Annotated in this window: 22 protein-coding genes; 7 read left to right on the top strand and 15 right to left on the bottom strand. The window is 72.1% G+C overall.

Annotated features, from left to right (window positions below):
- Positions 1–38: 38 nt before the first annotated feature.
- Both AC068Z_RS24155 and AC068Z_RS24160 read right to left on the bottom strand, forming a co-directional pair.
- Positions 39–554 carry a sigma-70 family RNA polymerase sigma factor gene (locus tag AC068Z_RS24155; RefSeq protein WP_478559147.1) on the bottom strand — a complete coding sequence of 172 codons (516 nt, stop codon included), beginning with the start codon at positions 552–554 and terminating at the stop codon, positions 39–41.
- Between the two features lie 75 nt (positions 555–629).
- A complete protein-coding gene (locus tag AC068Z_RS24160) occupies positions 630–1,796 on the bottom strand; it encodes a glycerophosphodiester phosphodiesterase (protein ID WP_478559150.1) in 1,167 nt (388 codons plus the stop codon).
- A gap of 368 nt (positions 1,797–2,164) precedes the next feature.
- Between AC068Z_RS24160 and AC068Z_RS24165 the strand changes: the two genes are divergently transcribed.
- The gene (locus tag AC068Z_RS24165; protein ID WP_478559153.1) at positions 2,165–2,836 is read left to right on the top strand and encodes a lysophospholipid acyltransferase family protein; all 672 of its coding nucleotides are present in this window, start codon (positions 2,165–2,167) and stop codon (positions 2,834–2,836) included.
- A gap of 93 nt (positions 2,837–2,929) precedes the next feature.
- On the opposite strand, the gene AC068Z_RS24170 is transcribed toward AC068Z_RS24165, so the two are convergent.
- The 5 genes from AC068Z_RS24170 to AC068Z_RS24190 all read right to left on the bottom strand — a co-directional run bounded on the left by AC068Z_RS24170 (position 2,930) and on the right by AC068Z_RS24190 (position 8,811).
- Positions 2,930–4,453 carry an MFS transporter gene (locus AC068Z_RS24170; protein ID WP_478559156.1) on the bottom strand — a complete coding sequence of 508 codons (1,524 nt, stop codon included), beginning with the start codon at positions 4,451–4,453 and terminating at the stop codon, positions 2,930–2,932.
- Positions 4,450–5,001 (bottom strand): TetR/AcrR family transcriptional regulator, encoded by a 552-nt coding sequence (locus tag AC068Z_RS24175; protein WP_478559159.1) that lies wholly within the window; start codon positions 4,999–5,001, stop codon positions 4,450–4,452. The genes AC068Z_RS24170 and AC068Z_RS24175 overlap by 4 nt, the downstream gene beginning before the upstream one ends.
- 78 nt (positions 5,002–5,079) lie before the next feature.
- The gene (locus AC068Z_RS24180; protein ID WP_478559162.1) at positions 5,080–6,051 is read right to left on the bottom strand and encodes an aldo/keto reductase; all 972 of its coding nucleotides are present in this window, start codon (positions 6,049–6,051) and stop codon (positions 5,080–5,082) included.
- A gap of 57 nt (positions 6,052–6,108) precedes the next feature.
- Positions 6,109–7,536 carry an argininosuccinate lyase gene (gene argH / locus AC068Z_RS24185; RefSeq protein WP_478559165.1) on the bottom strand — a complete coding sequence of 476 codons (1,428 nt, stop codon included), beginning with the start codon at positions 7,534–7,536 and terminating at the stop codon, positions 6,109–6,111.
- Between the two features lie 81 nt (positions 7,537–7,617).
- The gene (locus AC068Z_RS24190) at positions 7,618–8,811 is read right to left on the bottom strand and encodes an argininosuccinate synthase (RefSeq protein ID WP_478559168.1); all 1,194 of its coding nucleotides are present in this window, start codon (positions 8,809–8,811) and stop codon (positions 7,618–7,620) included.
- A 181-nt stretch (positions 8,812–8,992) separates the two neighbouring features.
- Here AC068Z_RS24190 and AC068Z_RS24195 point away from each other — a divergent pair, with 181 nt between their 5' ends.
- From AC068Z_RS24195 to AC068Z_RS24220, 6 genes are all read left to right on the top strand, one after another.
- On the top strand, positions 8,993–9,835 hold the full coding sequence (locus AC068Z_RS24195; protein ID WP_478559171.1) for a hypothetical protein: 843 nt from the start codon (positions 8,993–8,995) through the stop codon (positions 9,833–9,835).
- 117 nt (positions 9,836–9,952) lie between these two features.
- Positions 9,953–10,540, top strand: a complete 588-nt coding sequence (locus tag AC068Z_RS24200) for a pyridoxamine 5'-phosphate oxidase family protein (RefSeq protein WP_478559174.1) — start codon at positions 9,953–9,955, stop codon at positions 10,538–10,540.
- A gap of 3 nt (positions 10,541–10,543) precedes the next feature.
- Positions 10,544–11,239 (top strand): L,D-transpeptidase family protein, encoded by a 696-nt coding sequence (locus AC068Z_RS24205; RefSeq protein ID WP_478559177.1) that lies wholly within the window; start codon positions 10,544–10,546, stop codon positions 11,237–11,239.
- A gap of 75 nt (positions 11,240–11,314) precedes the next feature.
- Complete coding sequence (locus AC068Z_RS24210; RefSeq protein ID WP_478559180.1) at positions 11,315–12,697, top strand: ferredoxin reductase family protein; 1,383 nt, start codon at positions 11,315–11,317, stop codon at positions 12,695–12,697.
- Between the two features lie 29 nt (positions 12,698–12,726).
- Entirely contained in the window at positions 12,727–13,509 is a 783-nt protein-coding gene (locus AC068Z_RS24215) for an FMN-binding protein (RefSeq protein ID WP_478559183.1), read from the top strand.
- Between the two features lie 55 nt (positions 13,510–13,564).
- Positions 13,565–14,302 (top strand): FAD:protein FMN transferase, encoded by a 738-nt coding sequence (locus AC068Z_RS24220; protein ID WP_478559186.1) that lies wholly within the window; start codon positions 13,565–13,567, stop codon positions 14,300–14,302.
- Between the two features lie 207 nt (positions 14,303–14,509).
- Here the strand turns inward: AC068Z_RS24220 and AC068Z_RS24225 are convergent, their stop codons facing one another.
- The 8 genes from AC068Z_RS24225 to AC068Z_RS24260 all read right to left on the bottom strand — a co-directional run bounded on the left by AC068Z_RS24225 (position 14,510) and on the right by AC068Z_RS24260 (position 25,233).
- On the bottom strand, positions 14,510–15,055 hold the full coding sequence (locus AC068Z_RS24225; protein WP_478559189.1) for an arginine repressor: 546 nt from the start codon (positions 15,053–15,055) through the stop codon (positions 14,510–14,512).
- 19 nt (positions 15,056–15,074) lie between these two features.
- Complete coding sequence (locus AC068Z_RS24230; RefSeq protein ID WP_478559192.1) at positions 15,075–16,262, bottom strand: acetylornithine transaminase; 1,188 nt, start codon at positions 16,260–16,262, stop codon at positions 15,075–15,077.
- The gene (gene argB / locus AC068Z_RS24235) at positions 16,259–17,170 is read right to left on the bottom strand and encodes an acetylglutamate kinase (RefSeq protein WP_478559195.1); all 912 of its coding nucleotides are present in this window, start codon (positions 17,168–17,170) and stop codon (positions 16,259–16,261) included. Before argB ends, AC068Z_RS24230 begins: the two co-directional genes overlap by 4 nt.
- Complete coding sequence (gene argJ / locus AC068Z_RS24240; protein WP_478559198.1) at positions 17,167–18,318, bottom strand: bifunctional glutamate N-acetyltransferase/amino-acid acetyltransferase ArgJ; 1,152 nt, start codon at positions 18,316–18,318, stop codon at positions 17,167–17,169. Before argJ ends, argB begins: the two co-directional genes overlap by 4 nt.
- Positions 18,315–19,343, bottom strand: a complete 1,029-nt coding sequence (gene argC / locus AC068Z_RS24245; RefSeq protein WP_478559201.1) for an N-acetyl-gamma-glutamyl-phosphate reductase — start codon at positions 19,341–19,343, stop codon at positions 18,315–18,317. The genes argJ and argC overlap by 4 nt, the downstream gene beginning before the upstream one ends.
- A gap of 81 nt (positions 19,344–19,424) precedes the next feature.
- Entirely contained in the window at positions 19,425–20,144 is a 720-nt protein-coding gene (locus tag AC068Z_RS24250; RefSeq protein ID WP_478559204.1) for a class I SAM-dependent DNA methyltransferase, read from the bottom strand.
- Between the two features lie 278 nt (positions 20,145–20,422).
- A complete protein-coding gene (locus AC068Z_RS24255; RefSeq protein ID WP_478559207.1) occupies positions 20,423–23,740 on the bottom strand; it encodes an SUMF1/EgtB/PvdO family nonheme iron enzyme in 3,318 nt (1,105 codons plus the stop codon).
- A gap of 8 nt (positions 23,741–23,748) precedes the next feature.
- On the bottom strand, positions 23,749–25,233 hold the full coding sequence (locus AC068Z_RS24260) for an esterase/lipase family protein (RefSeq protein WP_478559210.1): 1,485 nt from the start codon (positions 25,231–25,233) through the stop codon (positions 23,749–23,751).
- Between the last annotated feature and the right edge of the window lie 123 nt (positions 25,234–25,356).

Consider the following 25,356-nt stretch of genomic DNA (forward strand, 5'->3'; position numbering starts at 1 on the left):
CGCCTCCCGCTCACCTGATCACCTGTCGTCCCTCACTCCTATCCCCGCGCCGTGTGAGCCGCAACCTCCGGCGCAAGCAATCGCCGAAGACAACCCAGGCATCTGGAACGTTCCGGGCCAAGACTGCCCTGTGAGATACCCAACTCCCCCGCGATCTCCCGGTATGTCAGGTCTTTCGGGGACAGCAACGCCTCGACGAGCCGGGGGCACCGGCCGGGCAGCCGGCGGATCGCGTCGCGCAGGGCGCGATGACGGGCGGCCCGCAGGGCGAGGTGCTCGGGGCCGCGCTCGGACTCGTCCACGGGCTCGACGTCGTACGGTCGTTCGAGGCGGTGGGTACGGCGGCTGCGGCGGACCTCGGAGCGGACGGCCGAGCGGAGCCAGCGCTGGGGGTCGGGCGGCGGGCCCTGGGCGTCGAGGAGCTCCAGGAGGCGCAGCCAGACGGCCTGCTCCAGATCGCCGGGCTCGGTTCCGGAGGCGTGCGCCTCGGCGGAGACCTCGGCGGTGAGCAGCGGGCGCAGCGCGAGCACCTCGAGATCAAATTCATGCGTCATATGCGGCACGACGCGGCCGCCCGGGCAGCGGGTTGCCCGGGCGGCCGTTTGTCACCCCAACCGGGGCGTTTCGGCTCAGCCGTTGACGAAGTCCTCGCGGGCCAGCAGACCGGTGTCCGGCTGGTCGGTGAAGACGCCGTCGATGCCGGTGGCGAAGTACGCCTTGTACGCGCCGAAGACGTCGCCGTAGGCGTCCGCGTCCGTGCCCTTGCGGAAGTTCGCGGGCAGGAAGGGGTTCTCGTTGCGCAGCGTCCAGGGGTGCAGGACCAGGCCCACCTTGTGGGCGTCGGCGACCAGCGTGGTCGGCTGGGTGAGGTTGCCGCTCGCGTCCCTCGGGATGATCAGGTCGAGGGTGGGGCCGATGCCCTGGGCGTAGGAGGCGATCTCGCGCAGCCCGGCCGGCTTGATCAGATCGGCGACGGTCCGCGGGTCACCGCTGTCCACGAAGTCGTACGGCCGCGTGCTCGCGCCGGACAGCAGCACCACCAGCGGGTTGTCGATGAGCTTGTTCAGGCGCTGGATGCTGGTCGGCTCGAACGACTGGACGATGACCGGCGAGTTCCACTTGTGCTTGCCGTACTTGCGCAGCACCTTGGCGATCCGCTCCTCCAGGCCGAGGCCCAGCTTGCGGAAGTAGGTGGGGTGCTTGAGCTCGGGGTAGATCCAGACCTGCTTGCCGCGCTTGCGGGTCTGCTCCTCCTGCCACTGGAGCACCTCTTCGAAGGTGGGGATCTCCCAGCGGCCGTTGTAGAGGGTGTTGTGCGGTCGGTTCGCCGGGATGCGCTCGATCGCGCGGAGCGTCTTGAGCTCGGCGAGCGTGAAGTCCTCGGTGAACCAGCCGGTGGTGGCGACGCCGTCCAGCGTCTTGGTGGTCCTGCGGCCGGCGAACTCGGGGTGGTCCGCGACGTCCGTGGTGCCACCGATCTCCGGCTCGTGCCGGCAGACCAGATGGCCGTCCTTGGTGGGCACCAGGTCACCGGCCTCGACGACATGGGCACCCATGTCCAGGGCGAGCTGGTAGGCGCCGAGGGTGTGCTCGGGGCGGTAGCCGCTGGCCCCGCGGTGGCCGATGATCGTCGGCTTGGGCAGGCTGCGCACACCGCCGCCCCCGTATCCGCCGCCCGCGGCCCGGGCCGTCCCGGACAGTCCGAGGACCGCGCCGCCCGCGCCCAGCACGGCGGCGCCCAGCAGCGCCCGGCGCCCGGTTCCAAGCGCCTGCTCGTCCGACTCCTGCGTTCCCATGAGCACCCTCCCGCCCTCGGCCATTCGTGCGGGCCGATCGTAGGGCGCCGCGCATGACCGGAGGGAGACCCCGGATCGAACACGCGGGTGATACCTGATGTCTTGTGGGGGCAGAGTTCTGACGGCCCGTCGGCATCGGACGGGTGCCCGTGGGGTACCCGGAGGGCGGACGCCCCGGAGCGGTTCGGCGCGACGTCCGTCACACCGTTCCGCGCGGGTTTCCGGCGGGCGACGGCACAGCACCGCAGGTAAACCTGCGTCAACAGTACGTAAGACCTCGGTGAACCCGATGTGCGCGACCCCGGGGACCGCGAGTATCGTCCTCACCTGCACAGACTTATAGGAACACCTTGACACCGGAGGGCACGTTGTCCCGCTTCGCGCTCATCAAGGCAGTGCTCGGACCGATCATGCGCCTGATGTTCCGCCCACGGGTGGAGGGCGCGGAGCACATCCCGGGCGACGGCCCCGTCATCCTCGCGGGCAACCACCTCACGTTCATCGACTCGATCGTGCTGCCGCTGGTCTGCGACCGCCAGGTCTTCTTCATCGGCAAGGACGAGTACGTCACCGGCAAGGGCTTCAAGGGCCGGCTGATGGCCTGGTTCTTCACCGGCGTCGGCATGATCCCGGTGGACCGGGACGGCGCGAGCGGCGGAGTGGCCGCGCTGATGACCGGGCGGCGGATCCTGGAGGAGGGCAGGGTCTTCGGGATCTATCCCGAGGGCACGAGGTCGCCCGACGGGCGGCTGTACCGGGGGCGTACGGGTATCGCCCGGCTGACGCTCATGACCGGCGCGCCGGTCGTGCCGTTCGCGATGATCGGCACGGACAAGTTGCAGCCGGGCGGGGCGGGGATTCCGCGGCCCGGCCGCGTGACGGTTCGCTTCGGTGAGGCGATGGAGTTCTCCCGGTACGAGGGGATGGACCGGGACCGGTATGTCCTGCGGGCCGTGACCGACTCCGTGATGGCTGAGGTCATGCGGCTGTCGGGGCAGGAGTACGTGGACATGTACGCCACGAAGGCGAAGGCCGCGTAGCGGAGGGGGACTGCGGTCGTTCGCGGCAGCGGGTCCGTCGTGGCCGATCGCGCCCACGCGGCGGAGCCGCAAATTGACACAGCCCCGCGCCCCTTACTGTCCGCTTTCCAGCCGTTGGTTTCGCAGCATGAACCATGCCGCGACCGCCGCCGCGAGCAGGACTGCCGCTCCTGCTCCCGCCGCCAAGGCCAGGCCGTCCACGAAGGACTGGCGTGCCGCGTCCAGCATGCTCTCGGCCGTCGCCGTCGGCATGCCTGCCGCTGCCTCGACCGCTCCGCCCAGGGATTCGTGGGCGCCCTCCGGGGTGCCCGCCGGGCCGGTGAAGTCTCGGTAGACGCCGGTCACGATCGAGCCCAGGACCGCGATACCCAGGGCCGCGCCCAACTCGTACGCCGTTTCCGACACGGCCGAGGCCGCGCCCGCCTGCTCCTTCGGTACGGAGGACAGGATGACGTCCGCCGTGACCGTGAAGGAGAAGCCGGCGCCGATGCCGACCACCAGCAGGGCGGCGCCGAGGAGCGGGTAGCCCGTCGACTGGTCCAGGACCGTCAGGGCGGCCAGCGACACGCCCACCGCGGCCAGACCGCCGGAGACCACCGCGCGCACCGAGAAGCGGCGCGCCGCCCGGCCCGCGACCAGACCGGCCGCCACCGCGCCCACCGCGGCGGGGAGTTCGGCCAGGCCCGCCTCGAAGGGACCGCGGCCCTGGACGAGTTGCAGGTACTGGGAGAGGAAGAACACCAGGCCGGACAGGCCGAGGATGGTCAGCAGGTCGGCCAGGACCGCGCCGCTGAAACCGCGGTTGCGGAACAGACGCATGTCCAGCAGCGGGGCCGGAAGCGTCAGCTGGCGGCGGACGAAGCCGTACAGCGCGGCGGCGCCCAGCAGGCCTACGGCGAGGGATTCCCAGGTCAGGCCATGTGCGGCGATCTCCTTGACGGCGTAGACGACGCCGACCATGCCGATCAGGGAGAGCGTGACGCTCAGCATGTCCCACGGGCCCGGGTTCGGGTTCTTGGACTCCGGCAGCATCTTGATGCCGACCACGACCAGGACCGCCATCACGGGCAGGTTGATGAGGAAGACCGAGCCCCACCAGAAGTGCTCAAGCAGGAAGCCGCCCACGATCGGGCCGACGGCCGTACCGGCGGAGGCGGTCGCGCCCCAGATGCCGACGGCGAGGCTGCGCTCGCGGGGGTCGTGGAAGAGGTTGCGGATCAGGGCGAGCGTGGCCGGCATCAGGGTGGCACCGGCGACACCGAGCAGCGCGCGGGCCAGGATCATCATCTCGGGGGTGGTCGCGTACGCGTTCAGCACGGATATCGCGCCGAACGCCGTCGCGCCCACGAGGAGGATCTTCTTGCGGCCTATGCGGTCGCCGAGGCTGCCCATGGAGACCAGCAGACCGGCGATGACGAAGGAGTAGACGTCACCGATCCACAGCAACTGGGTGCCGGAGGGGTTGAGGTCCTCGCTGATGTAGGGGGTCGCGAGACCGAGCACGGTCGCGTCGACGGCCACCAGCAGCACGGCGAGCACCAGGACGGACAGCGCGAGCCAGCGGCCCGGGCGCTTCACCGCCTCGGTGGTGTTCGCCGGCTGCAGGGTGCTGGTCATGATTCCTCTCTCCGAGTCGCGCCACCGAGCAACAGCTCGGTGATCATGTGGGTGAAGTCGTTGGCCGCGACCCTGCCCTCCTGGACCGCCCAGGCGCCGGAGGCCATCAGGCCGTACAGCGCCTCGGTGAGCCAGACCGGGGTGAGGTCGATGCGGAACTCGCCGGACCGCTGGCCGCGCCGGAACAGCGCGGCGATCCGGGCGTCGAGCCGGGCCCAGCCCTGGTTCTGCTCCTCGCCTTCGAACAGCTGGTTCTCGGTGTAGAGGAACGCGAGCAGCGCGGCCGCGGGCTCGATCTCGCGGACCAGCCGGCGTACCGCCTCGCCCGCGCTGCCCTCGTCCAGGCGGGCCGCGTCCAGCGCGGCCTCGCACTCCGCGATGCCGAGCGCCTCCAGCGCCCGCACGAGCGCGTCGCGCCCGGCGAAGTGGCGGTGCAGCGTGGCCCTGCTGATCCCGGCCGCCTTGGCGACCTCGTCCATGGTGGACGTGGATTTCCGGGTGAGCAGGGCGGCTGCGCTGCGCAGCACGTGGTCACGATCGACAGCCATGAGACAAGGATAGCCCATGTGAGACATCTTTGTCTCACAGTGGGCACGCACGTCTCATGTACGACGGCTTCAGCTCTCTCAGTGCCAGGGCAACCGGCCGCGCCGCTCCCAGTACACCGCCGGCTCCTCCACCAGGGTCGCGAGGCGGGTCAGCTGGTCCTCGTCCAGGTCCACGACGGCCGCGTGCAGGTTGGAGGCGAGCTGGACGGCGGTGGCGGCGCCGGAGAGGACGACACCGGCCCAGGGCTGGCGCAGCACCAGGGCGAGGGCCACCGCGTCGGCGCCCAGGGAGGTCTCGGCGGCCACGGCCTTCAGGACGTCCGGGGCGTGGGGCCCGGCGAGCCGGCCGTTGGCCATGCCCTCCTTGACGATCACCGTCAGCCCCGCGTCATGGGCCTCGGCGAGGGCGGGGGCGGCTGAGGTCTCCAGGGCGTTGTACGTCGACTGGACGGTACGGAAGAGGGGCTCGCCGTCGACGGTGACCGCGAGGGCGGCGCGGATCGCCTCGGCCTGGGCGGGGCCGCTGGTGGAGAAGCCGACGGTGAGGCCGCCGGCCGCGGCCTCGGCGAGCCTCGTGTGGAGGTCCTTGTCGGTGAGGGCGGGGCTGTCCGGGGTCACCGAGTGGATCTGGTAGAGGTCGAGCCGGTCGCCGAGCAGTTCCGCGGTCTCGGCGCGCTGGCGCTCGTACGTCTCCCGGCTGTGGTCCTTGACCTCGTGCGTCTCGGCCTCCGCCGACCAGCCGGCCGTGTAGGTGTAGCCCCACTTGCTGCCGACGACGATGTCCTCGATGTCGGGGCGGGCGTTCAGCCAGTCGGCGAGGAACTCCTCGGAGCGGCCGTAGGAGCGGGCTACGTCGAAGTAGCGGACGCCCTGGGCGTAGGCGGCGTCCAGGAGTTCGTGCGTCCGGGTGCGCAGGGCCTCGACGCTGCGGTTCTCCCCCAGGTCCTGGTCCCGGCCCAGGTTGATGTAGCCGGGGCGCCCGACGGCGGCGAGGCCCAGTCCGATGTGGCAGGTGGGCGTGGTGGCGGTCGCGAGGCGGGCGAAGGGCATCGCGGGCTCCGTTCGGTCGGCAGACTTGCCACCAACGTAACTCGCGATGCCCGCACGTCACTTCTTGGCGTTCGCCCACTCGTGCTGGGCCGCCACGTCCGCCTTGACCTCGGCCAGCTGGACGGCGACCGCGCTGGGGGCCGTGCCGCCGCGGCCGTTCCGCGACGCGAGCGCCCCGGGGACGTTCAGGACCGTGCGCACCTCGGGCGTCAGATGCTCGGAGATCTTGGCGAACTGCTCGTCCGTCAGGTCGTCCAGCTCCTTGCCCTCCGCCTCCGCCGCCTTCACGCAGGCGCCGGCCACCTCGTGGGCCACCCGGAACGGGACGCCCTGCTTGACCAGCCACTCGGCGACGTCGGTGGCGAGGGAAAAGCCGGCCGGGGCCAGTTCCTCCATGCGCTCGCGGTGGACGGTGAGGGTGGCGATCATGCCGGTGAAGGCGGGGAGCAGGACGTCCAGCTGGTCGCAGGAGTCGAACACCGGCTCCTTGTCCTCCTGGAGGTCCCGGTTGTAGGCGAGCGGGAGCGCCTTGAGGGTCGCCATCAGGCCCGTCAGATTGCCGATCAGCCGGCCCGACTTGCCCCGGGCCAGCTCGGCGATGTCCGGGTTCTTCTTCTGCGGCATGATCGACGAGCCGGTCGAGAACGCGTCGTGCAGGGTCACGAAGGAGAACTCCTTCGTGTTCCAGATGATGATCTCCTCGGCGATCCGGGAGAGGTTCACGCCGATCATCGCGGTGATGAAGGCGAACTCCGCGACGAAGTCACGGGAGGCGGTCCCGTCGATGGAGTTGGCGGAGCTGCCGTGCTCGAAGCCGAGGTCCTTCGCCACCGCCTCCGGATCCAGGCCGAGGGAGGAACCGGCCAGCGCGCCCGAGCCGTACGGCGACACCGCGGTGCGCGCGTCCCACTGGCGCAGCCGTTCCGCGTCCCGCGACAGGGACTGGACGTGCGCCAGGACGTGGTGCGCGAACAGCACCGGCTGGGCGTGCTGGAGGTGGGTGCGGCCGGGCATCGCGACGTCCGGGTGCGCCTCGGCCAGGCCGATCAGGGCGTCCTGGAGGTCGGCGATGAGACCGGCGATGTTGCGGGCCTGGTCCCGCAGGTACATCCGGAAGAGGGTCGCCACCTGGTCGTTCCTGGAGCGTCCCGCGCGCAGCTTGCCGCCGAGGTCCGGGCCGAGGCGCTCCAGCAGCCCCCGCTCCAGGGCGGTGTGCACGTCCTCGTCGGCGATCGTGCCGGTGAAGGTCCCGGCGGCGACGTCCGCGGCCAGCTGGTCGAGCCCGGCGGTCATCCGCGACAGCTCGTCGTCCGTGAGCAGGCCCGCCTTGTGCAGCACGCGCGCGTGGGCGCGGGAGCCGGCGATGTCGTACGGCGCGAGCCGCCAGTCGAAGTGGACCGACGCGGACAGCCTGGCCAGCGCCTCGGCGGGTCCGTCGGCGAAACGTGCGCCCCAGAGCCGGACGTCTCCGCTGTTGCTGCTCACTTGGTGTGCTCCTCAGAGGATCTGGATGGGCACCGCCTCCCCGTGGCGTGAACGGGGAGGCGGTTGTCTGGGTGGCCCCGGTTACGCGAGGTCGCGCCGGGCCGCGATCTTCGACGACAGACTGTAGATGTCGATGAAGCCCTTCGCGGCGGCCTGGTCGAAGGTGTCGCCGGTGTCGTAGGTGGCGAGGCCGAAGTCGTACAGCGAGGACTGCGAGCGCCTGCCGGTCACGACCGCGCGGCCGCCGTGCAGGGTCATCCGGATGTCGCCGGTGACGGGCCGGCTCGCCTCGTCGAGGAAGGCGTCCAGGGCGCGCTTGAGCGGGGAGAACCACTGGCCGTCGTAGACGAGTTCGCCCCAGCGCTGCTCGGTCTGCCGCTTGTGGCGGGCGAGTTCGCGCTCGACGGTGACGTTCTCCAGCTCCTGGTGGGCCGTGATGAGCGCGATGGCGCCCGGGGCCTCGTACACCTCGCGGGACTTGATGCCGACGAGACGGTCCTCGACCATGTCGATCCGGCCGACACCGTGGGCGCCGGCGCGCTCGTTGAGCCGCTGGATCGCCTGGAGGACCGTGACGGGAAGGCCGTCGATCGCGACCGGGACGCCCGCCTCGAACGTGATGACCACCTCGTCGGGCTCGCGCGGGAGCGCCGGGTTCCGGGTGTACTCGTAGATGTCCTCGATCGGCGCGTTCCAGATGTCCTCCAGGAAGCCCGTCTCGACCGCGCGTCCGAAGACGTTCTGGTCGATGGAGTAGGGGGACTTCTTGCTGGTGGCGATCGGGAGGTTCTTGGCCTCGCAGAACGCGATCGCCTTGTCCCGGGTCATCGCGTAGTCGCGGACCGGGGCGATGCACGTGAGGTCGGGGGCGAGGGCCGCGATGCCGGCCTCGAAGCGGACCTGGTCGTTGCCCTTGCCGGTGCAGCCGTGGGCCACCGTGGTGGCGCCGTGCTTGCGCGCGGCGGCGACGAGGTGCTTGACGATGGCCGGCCGGGACAGCGCGGAGACCAGCGGGTAGCGGTCCATGTAGAGGGCGTTGGCCTTGATCGCCGGGAGGCAGTACTCCTCGGCGAACTCGTCCTTGGCGTCCACGACCTCGGCCGCCACGGCACCGCAGGCCAGGGCGCGCTTGCGGATGACGTCCAGGTCCTCGCCGCCCTGGCCGACGTCCACGGCGACGGCGATCACCTCGGCGCCGGTCTCCTCCGCGATCCAGCCGATGGCGACGGAGGTGTCCAGACCGCCCGAGTAGGCGAGTACGACGCGCTCGGTCACGGCCTGCTCCTCTCCTGCGCTGCGCTGACATGCATGAGTATGCAGAACTCTGCATGGATCGTCAATCTGGGTCCGCCTTGAACGCGGGAAACCGCTTTCCCGTATCTCTCACCAGACGCAGGCGCCGCGTTCGTCCACAGCAAGCACACCGCGAACACCCAGACCCGAGTGAGGCTTCCGCATGTCCAGGGCTCTTCCGAAGTACAACAAGCGTCGTGTCGCGCTGATCGGCGGCGCCGCCGCGCTGGCGCTGTCCGGGGCGGTGGTCGTCAACTCCGCGCTCGCCGGGGAGACGCCCAGGAGCACCGACGCCCGCACACTGGCCGGCCCCGGCACGATCAGCTGCCCCGATGTCGCCTCGCGGCTCCCCGCGATCCCGGCGACGGCGCGGGCCGAGGTCGACCGCAATCTCGCCCTCCTCCAGACCCAGGTCGACGAGGCGAACAAGCGCCTGGTCCAGACCGTGGGGCAGGGCGGGCCGAACTTCGTGCAGAACGCCATCCTCGGCCCGCTGGAGGACAAGCGGATCGCGACGGTGAACCGGATCGCCACCGCCATCGGGCGTACGGCGGAACGGCCGCAGGGGCTGGAGGCGCTGGCGACCTGCGCGCTGAACGCCGACGGGGCGGCCGACACTGGGGCCGACGGGGAAGCGGGCGCCGGGGAGGACACCGGGGCGGGGGCCTCGCCCAGCCCCGAGGCCCCCGAGGAAGAGCAGGGCAACACCGGGGTCGGCACCATCAGCTGCCCCGACGTCGCCTCCCGGCTCCCCGCGATCCCCGCCACCGCCCAGGCCGAGGTCGACCGCAACCTCGCCCTCCTCCAGACCCAGATCGACGAGGCGAACAAGCGGCTGGTCGACACGGTCGGCCAGGGCGGCCCGAACTTCGTGCAGAACGCCATCCTCGGCCCGCTCGCGGGCAAGCGCACCGCCGCCATCGACCGCATCGCGATCTCCATCGGCCGCACCGCGGAGAAGCCCCAGGGCCTTGGCGCCCTGGCCGCCTGCACGCTCGACGAGTGACGTGACAGGCAGCCATGGCCGCCCCGTTGCACGCCGGCCGGGGCGGCCATGGCGGTGAGCGGAGCACTCCGCGAATTCATTAGACAGCCAAACTAACTTCCCGCATAATCATGAACCATGGGAAAGACGTATGAGCGCATAGACGGCCGCCTCCGCACCTTCATCGAGGCACAGCCCCTCTTCTTCACCGCGACGGCGCCCCTGTCCGGTGACGGCACGATCAATCTCTCCCCCAAGGGCCTCAAGGGCTCCTTCGCGGTCCTCGACGAACTGACCGTGGCCTACCTGGACTTCGCCGGATCCAACGCCGAGACCATCGCGCATCTGCGGGAGAACGGCCGGATCACCCTGATGTGGACCGCCTTCCAGGGTCCCCCGAACATCGTCCGGGTGCACGGCCGCGGTGAGCCGGTCTTCCGGGACGACCCGCGCTTCCCGGAACTGCTCACGCACTTCCCCGACATCGACCCCGCCCCGCACGGGCTGCGCGCGATCATCGTCGTGACGGCCGACCTCGTCCGGGACACCTGCGGGTACGCGGTGCCCTTCATGTCGTACGACGAGGACCGCGATCTGCACCAGAAGCGGTTCGCGCGCGAGGACGACGAGTCGCTCAACGCCTATTTCGCCAAGAAGGAGCACATCGCGACCAGCCTGGATGGCCTACCCGGGCTGCCGTTGCCGCTGCCGCCGTCTACGGTCTGAGCCATGCGCCCCGGTGTCGTCGCCCTCGTCTCCGCCTCCCTCCTCGTGCTCGGTGCCGCACCCGCCGGTGAGCCGCCGCTGCCCGCGCGGATGGCGGACACCGGCGGCGGCACCCAGTTGCTCACCGCGGTCGCCGCGCGGACCGGCGCAACCACCGGCACGGTCACCTGGTGGGACCTGCGCGACGGCCGCTGGGTGAAGGCCGGTTCCGCCGCCGCCCGCTTCGGGGCGAACGGCCTCGTCGAGGGCTCCGCCCGCCGCCAGGGCACCAGCACCACGCCGACCGGGCTCTACGGTCTGCCGTACGCCTTCGGCATCGCGGCGGCGCCGCGCGGGACCACGTACAAGTACCGTCCGGTGCGCCAGGACTCGTGGTGGTGTCAGGACAACGACTCGCGCTCCTACAACCGCTGGACCGAGCCGCGCGCGGCGGACTGCCGGGCCGCCGAGTCCGAGCATCTGATCTCCTACGGCACCCAGTACGCCCACGCGCTCGTCATCGGCTTCAACTACGCCGAGCCGGTGCGCGGCCGGGGTGCCGGGATCTTCCTGCACGTGAACGGGCGCGGCGCGACGGCCGGTTGTGTATCGGTGCCCGCGTCGGACATGCGGCGGATCCTGCGGTGGGCCGATCCCGCCCGAAAGCCGCACATCGCCATCGGCACGACGGGCGGCGCAACAGCCGTCACGCGGTACTGAACACTCCGGCCGCCCCGCACGTACCTCTGGGCCGAGGGACCACGCCACTCCCCCTTGTCCGTTCCCGGAGGAACCGTGACCACCACGCTCGCCGGCGGCCGTGCCGCCCGCCGCCAGACGATGCGCCGCATCCGTCCGCGCCGCTCCCCGGCCGTCCCGCTGGTGATCGCCCTGTGGGCCGGCGCGGCGGCGGTGCTGTGGCTGTGGTGGGACAACACGCCGTCGCTCGCGGACAACACCGCCAGGATCCTCGCCGCCGGCCGGATCACCGGTCTGCTCGCCGGCTATCTGATGGCGCTCGTCGTGCTCCAGATGGCCCGGGTGCCCGCGCTGGAGCGGCGGGTGGGCTCCGACCGGGTGGCGCGCTGGCACGCGATGAGCGGCCGGTACACGATCTGCCTGGTCATCGCGCACGTCTTCCTGATCATGTGGGCGTACGCGCTGCAGGCGGGCAAGACGCTCGGCGACATCGTCCAGCAGACGATCGACTCCATCAACACCCTGCCGGACATGGGCAAGGCGGCCATCGGCACCGGGCTGCTGTTCCTGATCGCGTTCCTGTCGATCGGGGGCGTGCGCCGCCGGATCCCGTACGACACCTGGTACCACGTGCACCTGTTGACGTACGCGGCGGTGTACCTGACGTTCTGGCACCAGATCACCACCGGCAACGAGTTCGCGGTCGAGCCCTCCGCGAAGACCTTCTGGTACGGCCTGTACGGCGTGGTCACCGCGCTGGTGGTCTGGTACCGGATCCTCACCCCGATCCGGCTGAACCTCAAGCACCGGATGTACGTCGAGGCGGTCATCGAGGAGACGCCGGGCGTGGTCTCGGTGCTGATCGGCGGGCGCAAGCTGCACCGGATGGGCGCGGAGGCCGGGCAGTTCTTCCGGTGGCGGTTCCTGGCACCGGGCATGCGGTTCAGCTCCCACCCCTACTCGCTGTCGGCGGCGCCCCGCCCCGACATGCTGCGGATCACCGTCAAGGCGATCGGCGACCACAGCGAACGGCTGCGCGAGCTGGAGCCCGGGACCAAGGTCTGGGCGGAGGGCCCGTACGGCGCGCTCACCGCGCAGCGCCGCAGCCGGGGCAAGGTGCTGCTGGTGGCGGGCGGGGTCGGGATCACCCCGATGCGGGCGCTGTTCGAGACGCTGCCGGGCGCCTCCGGTGACATCACCCTGCTGTACCGGGCCAACAGCACCCAGGACCTGGCGCTGTGGGACGAGCTGGCCGCCATCGCCGACGAGCGGGGCGCGCGGCTGATGTACGCGGTCAACAGCCCCGACGGGGAACGGCCGGACATCTCGGCGGAGCGGCTTCAGCAGAAGCTGCCGGACATCGACAAGCACGACGTCTTCCTGTGCGGGCCGCCCGGTTTCGCGCAGTCCGTGTACGAAGCACTGCGCGGCGCGGGAGTGCCCGCCCGCCGCATCCATCACGAGTCGTTCGAGATGTGAGCGACGGGACTTCAGGAGCTGTAGGAGCGATGAGGAAGACTCACCCCATCCGGCGTGTCGTGCTGGCGGGCGCCGCCACCGTGTCCGGGATCGTGCTGCTGCTGTCGCTGAAGCCGGCGTCGGACCCCGGGTCCGCGCAGGCGGCCGGCGCCGCGCCGCAACAGACCGCGGCGGCGCAGGAGTCGGCGCAGGGCGGCAACTCCGGGGAGACCGGGGCGGTCACCGGGGACGCGGTGCAGACGCAGTACGGGCCGGTGCAGGTACGGCTGACCGTCAGCGCCGGGAAGATCACCAAGGTGGAGGCCGTGCAGGCGCCGAGCGGCGGTCGCAGTACGCAGGTCACCGAGATGGCGGTGCCCCGCCTGAACCAGGCGGCGCTCGCCACGGGGAGCGCGGAGATCGACGCGGTGTCGGGGGCCACGTACACGAGCAGCGGCTACAAGCAGTCGCTGCAGTCCGCCCTGGACAAGATGGAGAAGCCGGAGGGCGGGGCGGGGGCCGAGGCGGGGGCCGGTTCCGGCGATTCGGCCGAGGCCGCCCCGCGTACGGTCACCGGTGAGGCCGTGGACACGCAGTACGGGCCCGTGCAGGTGCGGATCACCGTCCAGGGCGGGAAGATCACGGCGGCGGAGGCCGTGCAGGCGCCGAGCGGTGGTCAGAGCACGCAGATCAACGGCAACGCGGTGCCGAAGCTGAACGCGGCGGCGGTGGCGGCGGGGAGCGCGGACATCGACGCGGTGTCCGGGGCGACGTACACGAGCACCGGCTACAAGCAGTCGCTGCAGTCCGCCCTGGACCAGGCCGGTGGCTGAGTCGGTGGCCGGGCCGGCGCAGGCTCCCGTCGCGGTGCGTCACGTGGAGGAGGTCATGGGGACCGTCTTCTCCTTCGACGTCCGCGGCGGGGATCCGGAGGCGGTGCGGGCGGCGCTGGCCGAGGCGGTGGACGGGTTGCACCGGGCGGACGAGGTGTTCAGCACGTACCGGGACGACAGCGAGATCTCGCGGCTGGGGCGGGGGGAGCTGACGGTCGAGGAGTGTTCCGCCGAGGTGTCCGCGGTGCTGGCGCTGGGCGAGGAGGCGGCCCGGGTCAGCGACGGCTGGTTCAGTACGTCGTACGGGGGGCGGCTCGATCCGACCGGGATCGTGAAGGGGTGGGCGGTCGAGCGGGCGGCGCGCTGTCTGGCGTCGGCGGGGGCGACGGGGGTGAGCGTCAACGGCGGCGGAGATGTGCAGCTGTTGGGAGTGCCGGGCCCTGAACGGCCTTGGCGGGTCGGGGTGTCGGACCCTCTGCGCCCCGGTGGCCTGGCGGCGGTGATCTCGGCGGCGGGCGCGTCGGAACTGGCGGTGGCGACGTCCGGGACGGCGGAGCGCGGCTCCCACATCGTCGACCCCCGGACCGGCAAGTCGGCGGTCACGGACCTGGTGGCGGTGACGGTGGTGGCCCCCACGGTGACGTGGGCGGACTGCTGGGCGACGGCGGCGTTCGCGATGGGTTCGCGAGACGGCTTGCGCTGGCTGGAGGCGCTGCCGGGGGTGGAGGCCCTGCTGATCACGGCGGGCGACGAGGTGCGCTGCACGGGCGGCTTGGCGGCCCGCCTGGGCTGAGCCGGGGGGGGTGGGTTTCGCTCCCGCGCCGACGGGGTGCCGCTGCGCGAGACGCACGGTCCCGCAGCGGCGCGAGCCATGTAGGCGGGCGCCGGCTGTTCCCACCCAGGGGCGCGGGGAACTGCGCGACCAGCCCCCACGCGCCCGCAGACGGCAGACGGCAGACAGCCCCAGGCGCCCCCTCAGTGGCCGCCGCCGCCCAAAACCTCAGTGGCCGTTCTGCGCCAGCCTCAGCAGATGTTCCGCCAGCGCCTGACCCCCCGTCGGCTCCCTGCTGATCAGCAGCAACGTGTCGTCGCCCGCGATCGTGCCCAGGATGTCGTGCAGTTCCGCCTGGTCGATCGCCGACGCCAGGAACTGCGCCGCCCCCGGAGGGGTCCGCAGGACCACCAGGTTCGCCGAGGCCTCCGCGGAGATCAGCAGCTCCTGCGACAGGCGCCGCATCCGCTCTTCCTTCGCCGACTCCCCCAGCGGCGCGCGCGGGGTGCGGAAACCGCCCTCGCTCGGCACCGCGTAGATCAAGTCACCGTCGGTGTTGCGGATCTTCACCGCGTTCAGCTCGTCCAGGTCCCGGGACAGCGTCGCCTGCGTCACCGTCAGCCCGTCGTCCGCCAGCAGTTTCGCCAGCTGGCTCTGCGACCGCACCGGTTGCCGGTTGAGGATGTCCACGATCCGGCGGTGGCGGGCGGTCCTGGTCTGCGGCACGGCAGGCCCGGGGCCTCCCGCGTGCTCGTGGTCCTGCGCCTGACTCATCGTCGTCTCATTCTCCGGGTCATCCGTCCTCCCCTTGGGACTGGTTCACAACACCGGGCAGCGCCCGGAGGAAGGCGTCCACCTCGTCGTCGCCGAGATTCAGCGGCGGCATCAGCCGTACGACATCGGGGGCGGGCGCGTTCATCAGGAAGCCGGCGTCCTGAGCCGCCTGCTGCACCCGAGGTGCGAGCGGCTCGGTGAGCACGATACCCAGCAGGAGCCCCGCACCCCGGACATGGGAGACCAGCGGATGGCCGAGTGACTCGATTCCGTCCCGCAACTTCTCGCTCTGCCGCTTGACGTTCTCCAGCAATCCCTCGTTCGCGATGGTGTCCAGCACCGCGAGTCCGGCCGCGCACGCGACGGGGTTGCCGCCGAAGGTCGTCCCGTGGTGCCCCGGCTGCAGCAGCTCCGCCGCCCGTCCGAAGGCGACCGTGGCGCCGAGCGGCAGCCCGCCGCCGAGCCCCTTGGCCAGGGTGACCACATCGGGCAGCACACCCTCGTGGGCCTGGTACTCGAACCAGTGCCCGGTACGCCCGATCCCGGTCTGCACCTCGTCGAGCACGAGCAGCGATCCGGTCGCCGCGGTGATCGCCCGGGCCGCCTTGAGATAGCCGGCCGGCGGCACGACCACGCCGTTCTCGCCCTGGATGGGCTCGATCACGACCAACGCCGTGTCCTCGGTGACCGCCGCCGCGAGCGCCTGTGCGTCGCCGTAGGGCACATGCGTGACCTCGCCCGGCAGGGGCAGGAACGGCGTCTGCTTGGCGGGCTGGCCGGTCAGCGCCAGGGCGCCCATGGTGCGGCCGTGGAACCCGCCATGGGTGGCGACGACGTGCCCCCGCCCGGTCAGCCGGCCGATCTTGAAGGCGCCCTCGTTGGCCTCGGCCCCGGAGTTGCAGAAGTAGACCTTGCCGTCGCGGCCGAAGTGCTGCAGGAGCCGTTCGGCGAGGGCGACCGGGGGTTCGGCGACGAAGAGGTTGGAGACATGGCCGAGCGAGGCGATCTGCCGGCTCACGGCCTCGACGACCGCCGGGTGGGCGTGGCCGAGCGCGTTGACCGCGATCCCGCCGACGAAGTCGAGGTACCGCGTGCCGTCGGCGTCCCAGACCTTGGCACCCTCGCCCTTGACGAGGGCCAGCTTGGGCGTGCCGTAGTTGTTCATGAGCGCGCCCTGCCAGCGGGCGGTCAGCTCCTGGTTGCTCATGACTCCCCCTGATCGAATCCGTCGGGCACGACCATCGTGCCGATGCCCGAGTCCGTGAAGATCTCCAGCAGGATCGAGTGCTGGACCCGGCCGTCGATGACGCGGGCGGTGTGCACGCCGTTGCGGACGGCGTGCAGGCAGCCCTCCATCTTCGGCACCATCCCGGAGGACAACTCCGGCAGCAGCTTCTCCAGTTGGGCGGCGGTGAGGCGGCTGATCACCTCGTCGGAGTGCGGCCAGTCCTCGTAGAGGCCCTCGACGTCGGTGAGGACCATGAGAGTCTCGGCGCCCAGCGCGGCAGCGAGTGCCGCAGCCGCCGTATCAGCATTGACGTTGTAGACATGTCCGTCGTCCTCACTGCGGGCGATCGACGAGACGACCGGGATGCGGCCGTCGGCCAGCAGGGCCTCGATCGCGCCCGTGTCGATCGCGGTGATCTCGCCCACCCGCCCGATGTCGACCAACTCGCCGTCGATCTCGGGCTGGTGCTTGGTTGCGCTGATGGTGTGCGCGTCCTCGCCGGTGAGGCCGACGGCCAGCGGTCCGTGCTCGTTGAGCAGGTTGACCAGCTCCCGCTGCACCTGCCCGGCGAGCACCATCCGTACGACGTCCATGGCGTCCTCGGTGGTGACCCGCAGGCCCGCCTTGAACTCGCTGACGATGCCGTGCTTGTCGAGGGCGGCGCTGATCTGCGGGCCGCCGCCGTGCACGACGACCGGCTTGAGCCCGGCGTGGTGCAGGAAGACGACGTCCTGGGCGAAGGCGGCCTTCAGATCCTCGTCGATCATGGCGTTGCCGCCGAACTTGATGACGACGGTCTTGCCGTTGTGCCGGACCAGCCAGGGCAGCGCCTCGATGAGGATCTGGGCCTTGGGCAGCGCGGTGTGCTTGCGCGTCGTGTTCGTCATGAGGAGTAGGCGCTGTTCTCGTGGACGTAGTCGGCGGTGAGGTCGTTGGTCCAGATCGTGGCGGTCTCGGACCCGGCGGCGAGGTCGGCGACGATGTGCACCTCGCGGTAGCGCATATCGACCTTGTCGCGGTCCTCTCCGACCCCGCCGTTCTTGCAGACCCAGACGCCGTTGATGGCGACGTTCAGCTGGTCGGGCTCGAAGGCCGCCTTGGTGGTGCCGATGGCGGAGAGCACCCGGCCCCAGTTGGGGTCCTCGCCGTGGATGGCGCACTTGAGGAGGTTGTTGCGGGCGATGGAGCGCCCCACCTCCACGGCGTCGTCCTCGGAGGCCGCGTTGATCACCTCGACCTTGATGTCCTTGCTGGCGCCCTCGGCGTCCCGGATCAGCTGCTGCCCGAGGTCGTCGCAGACGGCCCGTACGGCCTCGGCGAACTCGGCCTGGTCCGGGGTGACTTCGGAGGCTCCGGAGGCCAGCAGGAGCACCGTGTCGTTGGTGGACATGCAGCCGTCGGAGTCGACGCGGTCGAAGGTCGTCCGCGTGGCGGCCCGCAGGGCCTGGTCCAGGACGTCGCTCGGCAGGTCCGCGTCGGTGGTGAGGACGACGAGCATCGTGGCGAGGCCCGGCGCGAGCATCCCCGCGCCCTTGGCCATGCCGCCGACGGTCCAGCCGTCCTTGGTGACGACGGAGGTCTTGTGCACGGTGTCGGTGGTCTTGATGGCGATGGCGGCCTTCTCGCCGCCGTGCTCGGATAGCTGGGCGGCGGCCGACTCGACGCCGGGCAGCAGCTTGTCCATGGGGAGCAGGACGCCGATGAGGCCGGTCGAGCAGACGGCGACCTCGCCCGCGCCGATGTTCAGCGCCTCGGCCACTTTCTCGGCGGTGGCGTGCGTGTCCTGGAAGCCCTTCGGCCCGGTACAGGCGTTGGCGCCACCGGAGTTGAGGACGACCGCGGTCAGCTCGCCGCTCTTGAGGACCTGCTCGGACCAGAGCACCGGGGCGGCCTTCACGCGGTTGGAGGTGAAGACGCCCGCGGCGGCGCGGCGCGGCCCGGCGCTGACCACCAGGGCCAGGTCAGGGTTGCCGTTCTCCTTGATCCCGGCGGCGATGCCCGCCGCCGTGAATCCCTTGGCTGCCGTCACGCTCACGGCGCAACTCCGATCGTGGTCAGCCCGGTGCTCTCGTCGAGCCCGAGGGCGATGTTCATGCTCTGGAGGGCACCGCCCGCGGTGCCCTTGGTCAGGTTGTCGATGGCGCTGATCGCGATGATGCGGCCGGCCGCCTCGTCGTACGCGACCTGCACCTGAACGGCGTTGGAACCGTAGACGGACGCCGTCGCCGGCCACTGGCCCTCGGGGAGCAGATGGACGAAGGGTTCGTCGGCGAGGGCCTTGGCGTAGGCGGCGCGGACGGACTCGGCGGTGACGCCTTCACGGGCCTTGGCGCTGCACGTGGCGAGGATGCCGCGGGGCATCGGAGCGAGGGTCGGCGTGAAGGAGACGCTCACCCGCTCCCCCGCCGCCGCGCTGAGGTTCTGGCTCATCTCGGGCGTGTGCCGGTGGCCGCCGCCGACGCCGTACGGCGTCATGGAGCCCATGACCTCGCTGCCCAGCAGATGCGGCTTGGGCGCCTTGCCCGCGCCGGAGGTGCCGGAGGCGGCGACGATCACGGCTTCGGGCTCGGCGAGTCCGGCCGTGTAGGCCGGGAAGAGGGCGAGCGAGACGGCGGTCGGGTAGCAACCGGGCACCGCGACGCGCTTGGCCCCCTCCAGCGCGGCGCGGGCACCCGGCAGTTCGGGCAGGCCGTACGGCCAGGTGCCGGCGTGCGGGGAGCCGTAGAACTTCTCCCAGTCGGCCGGGTCCGTCAGCCGGAAGTCGGCGCCCATGTCGACGACGAGGACGTCCGGGCCGAGCTGTTCGGCGACGGCGGCGGACTGGCCGTGGGGCAGCGCCAGGAAGACCACGTCGTGACCGGCGAGCACCTCGGGGGTCGTGGGCTCCAGGACGCGGTCGGCCAGCGGCAGCAGATGCGGCTGCAGCGCGCCGAGCCGCTGACCCGCGTTGGAGTTGCCGGTCAGGGCACCAATCTCGACCTGCGGGTGTGCCAGGAGCAGACGCAGCAGTTCCCCGCCCGCGTATCCGCTCGCTCCGGCCACCGCCGCACGTACCGCCATGGAAACCTCCTCCTCGATGGCATGACTATACGTTTCCATGCACGTTTATGCAATCACTTGTGCATTCGGGGCCCAGGGGGCTCAGACCCGTTCGGCCAAGACGAAGATCCGCCCCTGCACGGCGGGCAAACCCAGCTCGGCGCCCGTGTGAACACGGCGGCAACGCAGGCCCGATCGCTCCAGCGCCGCGATCACCTCGGCGACGGGATGCACGGTGAGGGTGACGGTCGCCTCCTCGCACCGCCCGGCCCGGGTGATCCGCAGGCGGGCCCGGCCGGTGCCGGTGGCGAGGTCGAAGTCGGAGTCCGTACGGCAGACGGCGTCGGCCCGGCGGTCCAGGAAGGAGCCGCGCCAGGTCCGGGCGGCGGACTCGACGGTGTTGAGGTCGAAGAAGAGCACCCCACCGGGTTCCAGGGCACGGGCCAGCCCGGCGAGCGCCCGGTCCAGGTGGCCGCCGGCGCGGGGCAGGTGGTCGAGGCTGTTGTACGTCGACACCACGGCACCGAAGGTCCCGGTCCGCGCCCCGCAACGCCGCACGTCGGCGATCCAGAGCCGGGCCGAGGGGGCGTTGCGGCGGGCGTGCGCCAGCATGGCCGGGGACAGGTCGAAACCGGCGGTGCGCCGGCCCCACGCGGCGAGCAGCGCGGTGACGTGCCCGGTGCCGCAGCAGGCGTCGAGGACCGGGCGGTCACGGGGCAGGTGCTCCAGCAGGAACCCCCGCAGGGGCCGGATCACGGCCCCGGCGTACTCGGGGCCCCAGTGGCGGTCGTAGAACCAGGCCAGGGAGTCGAACTCGCTCATCGCACCGCCTCGCCGCACGGGGACCCACTCATCGCACCGCCTCGGCCCACCGGAACCCGCTCATCGCATCGCCCGGCCCACCGAAACCCGCTCTCGCACGCCCCGCCCCACCAGACCCGCTCTCGCACGCCCCGCCCCACCAGACCCGCTCTCGCACGCCCCGCCCCACCGGAACCCGCTTACCGCAGGCCTCGCCGCACCGGAGCCCGCTCAATGCACCGCCTCGCCGCACCCGCACCCGCACCCCCACCCGCACCCGCACCCGCACCCGCACCCGTTCATAGCGCTGCCTCCGGAGGTCCCGCGAGGCGCATGCCCGTCTCCGAGCCCCGGCTGGACGGGTTTCCGGCGACCCGGTAGCCCGCGACGAGGTCCGCGTGGCGCCAGTTGCTGCCCCGCACCACGCGCCAGAGTGCGACCGGTGTGTCCGGGTCCTCCCGGCCGTCGTGCGCGTCGTAGGGGTAGGCGTAGCCGCTCCAGGGCGGGTCGCTGAAGAGGGGGCCGTAGAGGCTGCTCGTCCTGTCGTTGGTGTTGCCGCACATGTCGAGCGCGCCGGAGGGGGCCGCGCTCCGGGGGAACATGCCGACCGGGGAGGTGCGGCGAAGGCGCAGGTCGAGGGTGTTGGCGTGGCCGGGCAGGGTGTGATCGGGACAGGGGCGTTCCCGGCCCTCGGGGCCGCGCGCGGCGGCCTCCCACTCGGCCTCGGTGGGCAGCCGGTAGGCGACGCCGGTCTGCGCGGCCAGCCACAGCGTGTAGGCGGTGGCCTCGTAGAAGGAGAGGCCGACGACGGGCTGGTTGGCGCCGTTCAGGCGCGGGTCGTCCCAGTGCTCGGGGGCGCGCAGGATCACGTCGGGGTAGCGCAGGGCGGCGAGCCGGGCCCGTCCGCCGGAGTCGGCGCGGCAGTACTCGAGGAGTTCGTCCCGCTCGGCCGGCGAGAGCATGCCGAGTCGCTGCCGGTCGAGGAGATCCTCCTCGGTCAGCATGCGGCCCAGGATCTCCAGGTGGGCGCGGTGCCCGTGCCGGGTGTCACGGCCGCGCAGCCAGCGGCGGGCCGCCCGCGCCGGCCACCAGCGTGGGTCGTCGTAGCCCCCGGAGTCGAGGAAGCAGGCGTACTCGGCGTTGGTCACGGCGTGGCGGCCCAGCGCGAAGGGCGCCACCTCGACGGTCGCGACCGGGCTGGACTCCGCCTCGCCGGGCCAGCCGATCTCGTACGGCCCGCCCGGCACCGGCACCATCGCCGGCTCGATGTACGGGCCCAGCGGACCCTGGCGCCGCCGCAGCCGGGGGTCACCGATCCGCCCGAGGAGGCCGCCCGCCGTGAGGCGCAGGCGCAGCTCGGCGTCGGAGGTCATCGTGGCGAGCAGCCGTCGGCGGAGTTCGTCCTTGAGGGGCTCGCCCGCCCGCACGCCGGGTTCGAGGACGCAGCGGGCCGCCGTGAGCAGGTCCGCGTCCATGATCCGGGCGACGAGCTCGTCCTGTCCCTCGCTCATGACCGTCGCCAGGACGACCGGCTCGCTCCACGGGTCGGCCGGGAGCGGGCCGAGCGGTTCCCAGGGCGCGGCCTCGGCCGCGGCGCCCGGGTCCGCGGCCCTGCTGCCGCCCAGCACGCCGGGCACGTCTCCGTGCCGGACGAGCGCGCGGGCGGCGAAGTAGTCCTGGAGCGCGGGGTGGGTGAAGGCGAGGTGGCCGGTGTCCAGGTCCTCGTCGAGGACGCCCAGGTCGAAGCCGAGCCGGACGAGCTGGCGCGCCCCCGGACCGAGCAGCCGGTGGGCCTGGGCCCGGTCCACCTCGACGGCGGGGGCGCCGGCCGTGTTCCGCTGCATGGCGAGGGCGAGATCCTCGTAGGCGGGAAACAGGCGGCCGGGCAGTTCGTACGGCCCGGGCCGGGCCAGACGGCGGCGCTCCACGTCCGTGACCAGGCTGCCGAGGAGCCGCTCCCGGTTCTTGCGCCGGTACTCGCGGCGCACCGCGGCCCGCAGCATGCCGCTGAACAGCTGGGTCCGGTCGGACACCATCCCCTCGCCGTCGCGCAGGAGTTCGGCCAGCAGGCCCAAGGTGTACGGCGTCCCGACCAGGCCGACCGCCTGGCGCAGCCACGGCTCGGTGAGGCCGAGTCCGGGCACCGCCTCCCCGAGGGCCCTGACGACGTCCTCGGGGGCGGGCGGATGCAGGATCAGGTGGTCGGTGCGGTGGTCCTCGCCGCCCAGGCCCAGGTCGTAGTCGAGGGTGCGGCAGGAGGCGACGACCCGGTTGCCCGGGCCGCCGCAGACGATCTCCTCGACCGCGTCCCGCCAGCGCAGCAGCGACTCGTCGCGGGGGACGGCCGCCGTGCCCGCCAGTTCGTTCAGCCCGTCGAGGAGGACCAGGACCTTTCCCTGGGCGAGCAGTTCGGTGAGCGGGGGCAGTCCGGGGTGGCCTCGGTGCAGTTCAGCGTCGAGCCAGTCGAGCGGGGGCTCGGCGGACCTGTGGCTCTTGAGCGGGCCGAGAACGGCCACCGCGCTGTCGTGCCGGCGCAGGGCGCGCAGCCCGTACTCGGCGAGCGCGTGGCGCAACAGGGTCGTCTTTCCGCTGCCGGGCGGGCCGAGCAGGACGAAGGCGTCGGCGGGATCGTCGTCGAGTACGTCGATCAGGCTGTGGAAGGTCCGCGCCGGCGCCGCGCCGAGCCGGGCGCCGCACTCGCTCTCCGAGGTGACGGTCATCCGGGGCAGGGCGGGGTCGAAGCGCGCGGCCCGGTGCACGCGCCACTCGGCGTAGCCGTACGCCTGGTAGCCGGGGATCGTGGTGGCGTGCTGGTGGGCGAGGGAGTCCAGTTGTCCGGACGCGAGGCCGGACTCGCCGGAACCGGCCAGCGCGCGGACCGCCTCGGTGAGCACCGGTGACTCGCCCGGGTAGACACCGAGAAACGGCCGGTCGCCCCAGCGCCAGTAGTCGCGCAGCACGAAGAGGTCGAGGGCGAACTGGAACGGCCGGTCGGGCACGTCCAGTTGGGCCCGTCCGGCCAGCAGCGCGGCCTCGAAGGACAGCAGTCCGTCCCGGCGCTCCCGCGTCTCCGGCCGCCCGAGAGCCTCCCGTTCGGTCATCCGGACGGCACCGGTGCACTCGACGACGAGGTAGCGACCGGCGTCCGCGCCCCCCAGCTCCGAGAGGAGGGCGGCCTTCTGGTGGTCCCGCCAGTGGCCCCGGAGATTGCGGCCGGTCCGCTCCTCCAGGGAGGTCAGGCTGATCCGGTACCGCAGCGAGACCGCCACCAGCGCGTGTCCGTCCAGGACGATCAGCACCGGCACCAGGCCGTAGCCCAGGCAACAGCCCGCGAAGAGCAGGGAGATGTCGAGGCAGGACGCCCGGCGCTCGCCGTGCAGGATCGCCTCCGCGGAGCGCACGCCGTGTTCGGCGTCCGAGATCCGGTACGGCTTGGGCGACCAGCTCACGCCGTGCCCGGCCAGCTTCTCGTACACCGCGCGCACCAGCGGCAGGATCTCGTCCACCGACCCGGAGTCGGGCCCGGTGCCGAGGTCGCCGAGGAGGTGGCGGGCGTCGGCGCTGACCAGCGTGGCGAGCGCGGTGTCCGACGCCCGGTTCCAGACCAGGTCTTGCATGGCGCCGCCTAGCGGACCTTGCCGTCGGTGAGCACCGCGAAGCAGTCCTGGACCGGCTCCGGCACCGGCGCGCCCGAGTCGGCGCTGAGGCGTACGTCGTACAGGCCCGGCGGGAGGAGTCGCTCGCCCTCGTAGCCGGCGCCCTCGTAGCCGGCGCCCTCGTAGCCGGCGCTCTGGCAGCCGCCACCCTGGTTGCCGCCACCCTGGTTGCCGCCACCCTGGTTGCCGTCGCTCTGCTTGCCGTCACCCCGGGCCGGAGTCAGTTCGACCTCGTACGTCGCGCCGTCGTCCCCCGTCAGCGACGCGCGCACCCGGGCGGGCGGCCGGGTGCCGCCCACCGCGCGGGCCCGCAGCCGGACCGGCGCCGTGCCGGGGTAGGCGTCGTCCAGGTCACTGCTGATCGCCGCCGGTACCGGCGCGGGTGCCGGGCTCTCGGGGCCCAGGACGTCCTTCAGACCCGGCAGTTGAAGGTGGCGCAGCAGTTCCAGGAGCTGTCCGGTCAGGACGCGCGGCAGTTGCAGGGCGCTGTGGGCCTCCGCGACGAACCGGCACCGGTGTTCGGGGAGGTGTGCGGGGATGGCGGATACCCGGGGTACCGTGCCGTCGCCGTCGGCCAGTTCGGCGGGGATCCGGGGGCCCGGCGGATCGGTGGAGCAGAGCACCGACGTGCCGTCGAGCCGGGCGGACTGGAGTGTCGTGCGCTGGCGGGTGCCGACGACGGGCACGATCACCCGGTGGGCGTCGAAGGACGCCTGGAGCTCGCGGTGGAACTCCAGCCCGTCCGCGACCAGTTCGGGGTTCAGCCCCGGCAGCGGGCCCGTCTCCGCGAGCCGTACGTGGCCCGCGCCGGAGTCCAGCACCGGGTAGACCGGCAGGAGTTGGTGCACCGAGGGCAGCCGCCGGGTCAGGGCGCTCACCCCGGGCAGCAGCCGGAAGCCGTTGGCCAGCGCGTCCAGGGCGCGCAGGGACCCGCGGTGCGGGGTGCCGAGGGTGATCAGGGCCCGGCAGTCCCGCCAGCCCTGGAGCACGTCGAGGTAGTACCGGGCGATGAGCCCGCCCATGCTGTGGGCCACGATGACGACCTGCGCCTCCTCGGCCCCGGTGCGCTCCTTGAACGCGCGCAGGTGGGCGTCGATCTCCTTGGCGAGCCGGTGGGCGTGCACGCGGTTGTCCAGCCGCCAGTCGTAAGGGAACGTCAGCAGTCCGCCGCCCGGCCCCTCGTGCACCGCGAAGTGCCGGCGCACCCAGGCCTCGGTCTGGGAGTAGCCCCTGATCCGCATCAGGCCGGGCAGCACCGCCACGTCGGGAAAGAGTCTTGACGCGGTGACCGGCGGCCCTTCCGGGGCGGGCGTCAACGGGTGTCCGGCGGCCTCCGGATCGCGCAGCGCGCCCAGCGCCCTGAGCACCGGCAGCCCCGGCGCCCACAAAGGCCCCGCGGGCCCCTCCAACACGCTGCCCAGAAGGCCCGGCAGCAGAACGATCGGATGCCTCACCGGACAGCGCATGATTTCCCCCCACGGCTCCGCAATCGGCACGCTCAGATTAACCCCTGGAATGTTCTGGACGCCATATTCCGGAGAGGGCTTGTGGGCCGGAATTTCCGGCGATACCGTCGT

The sequence above is a fragment of the Streptomyces sp. NPDC043726 genome (assembly GCF_056436565.1).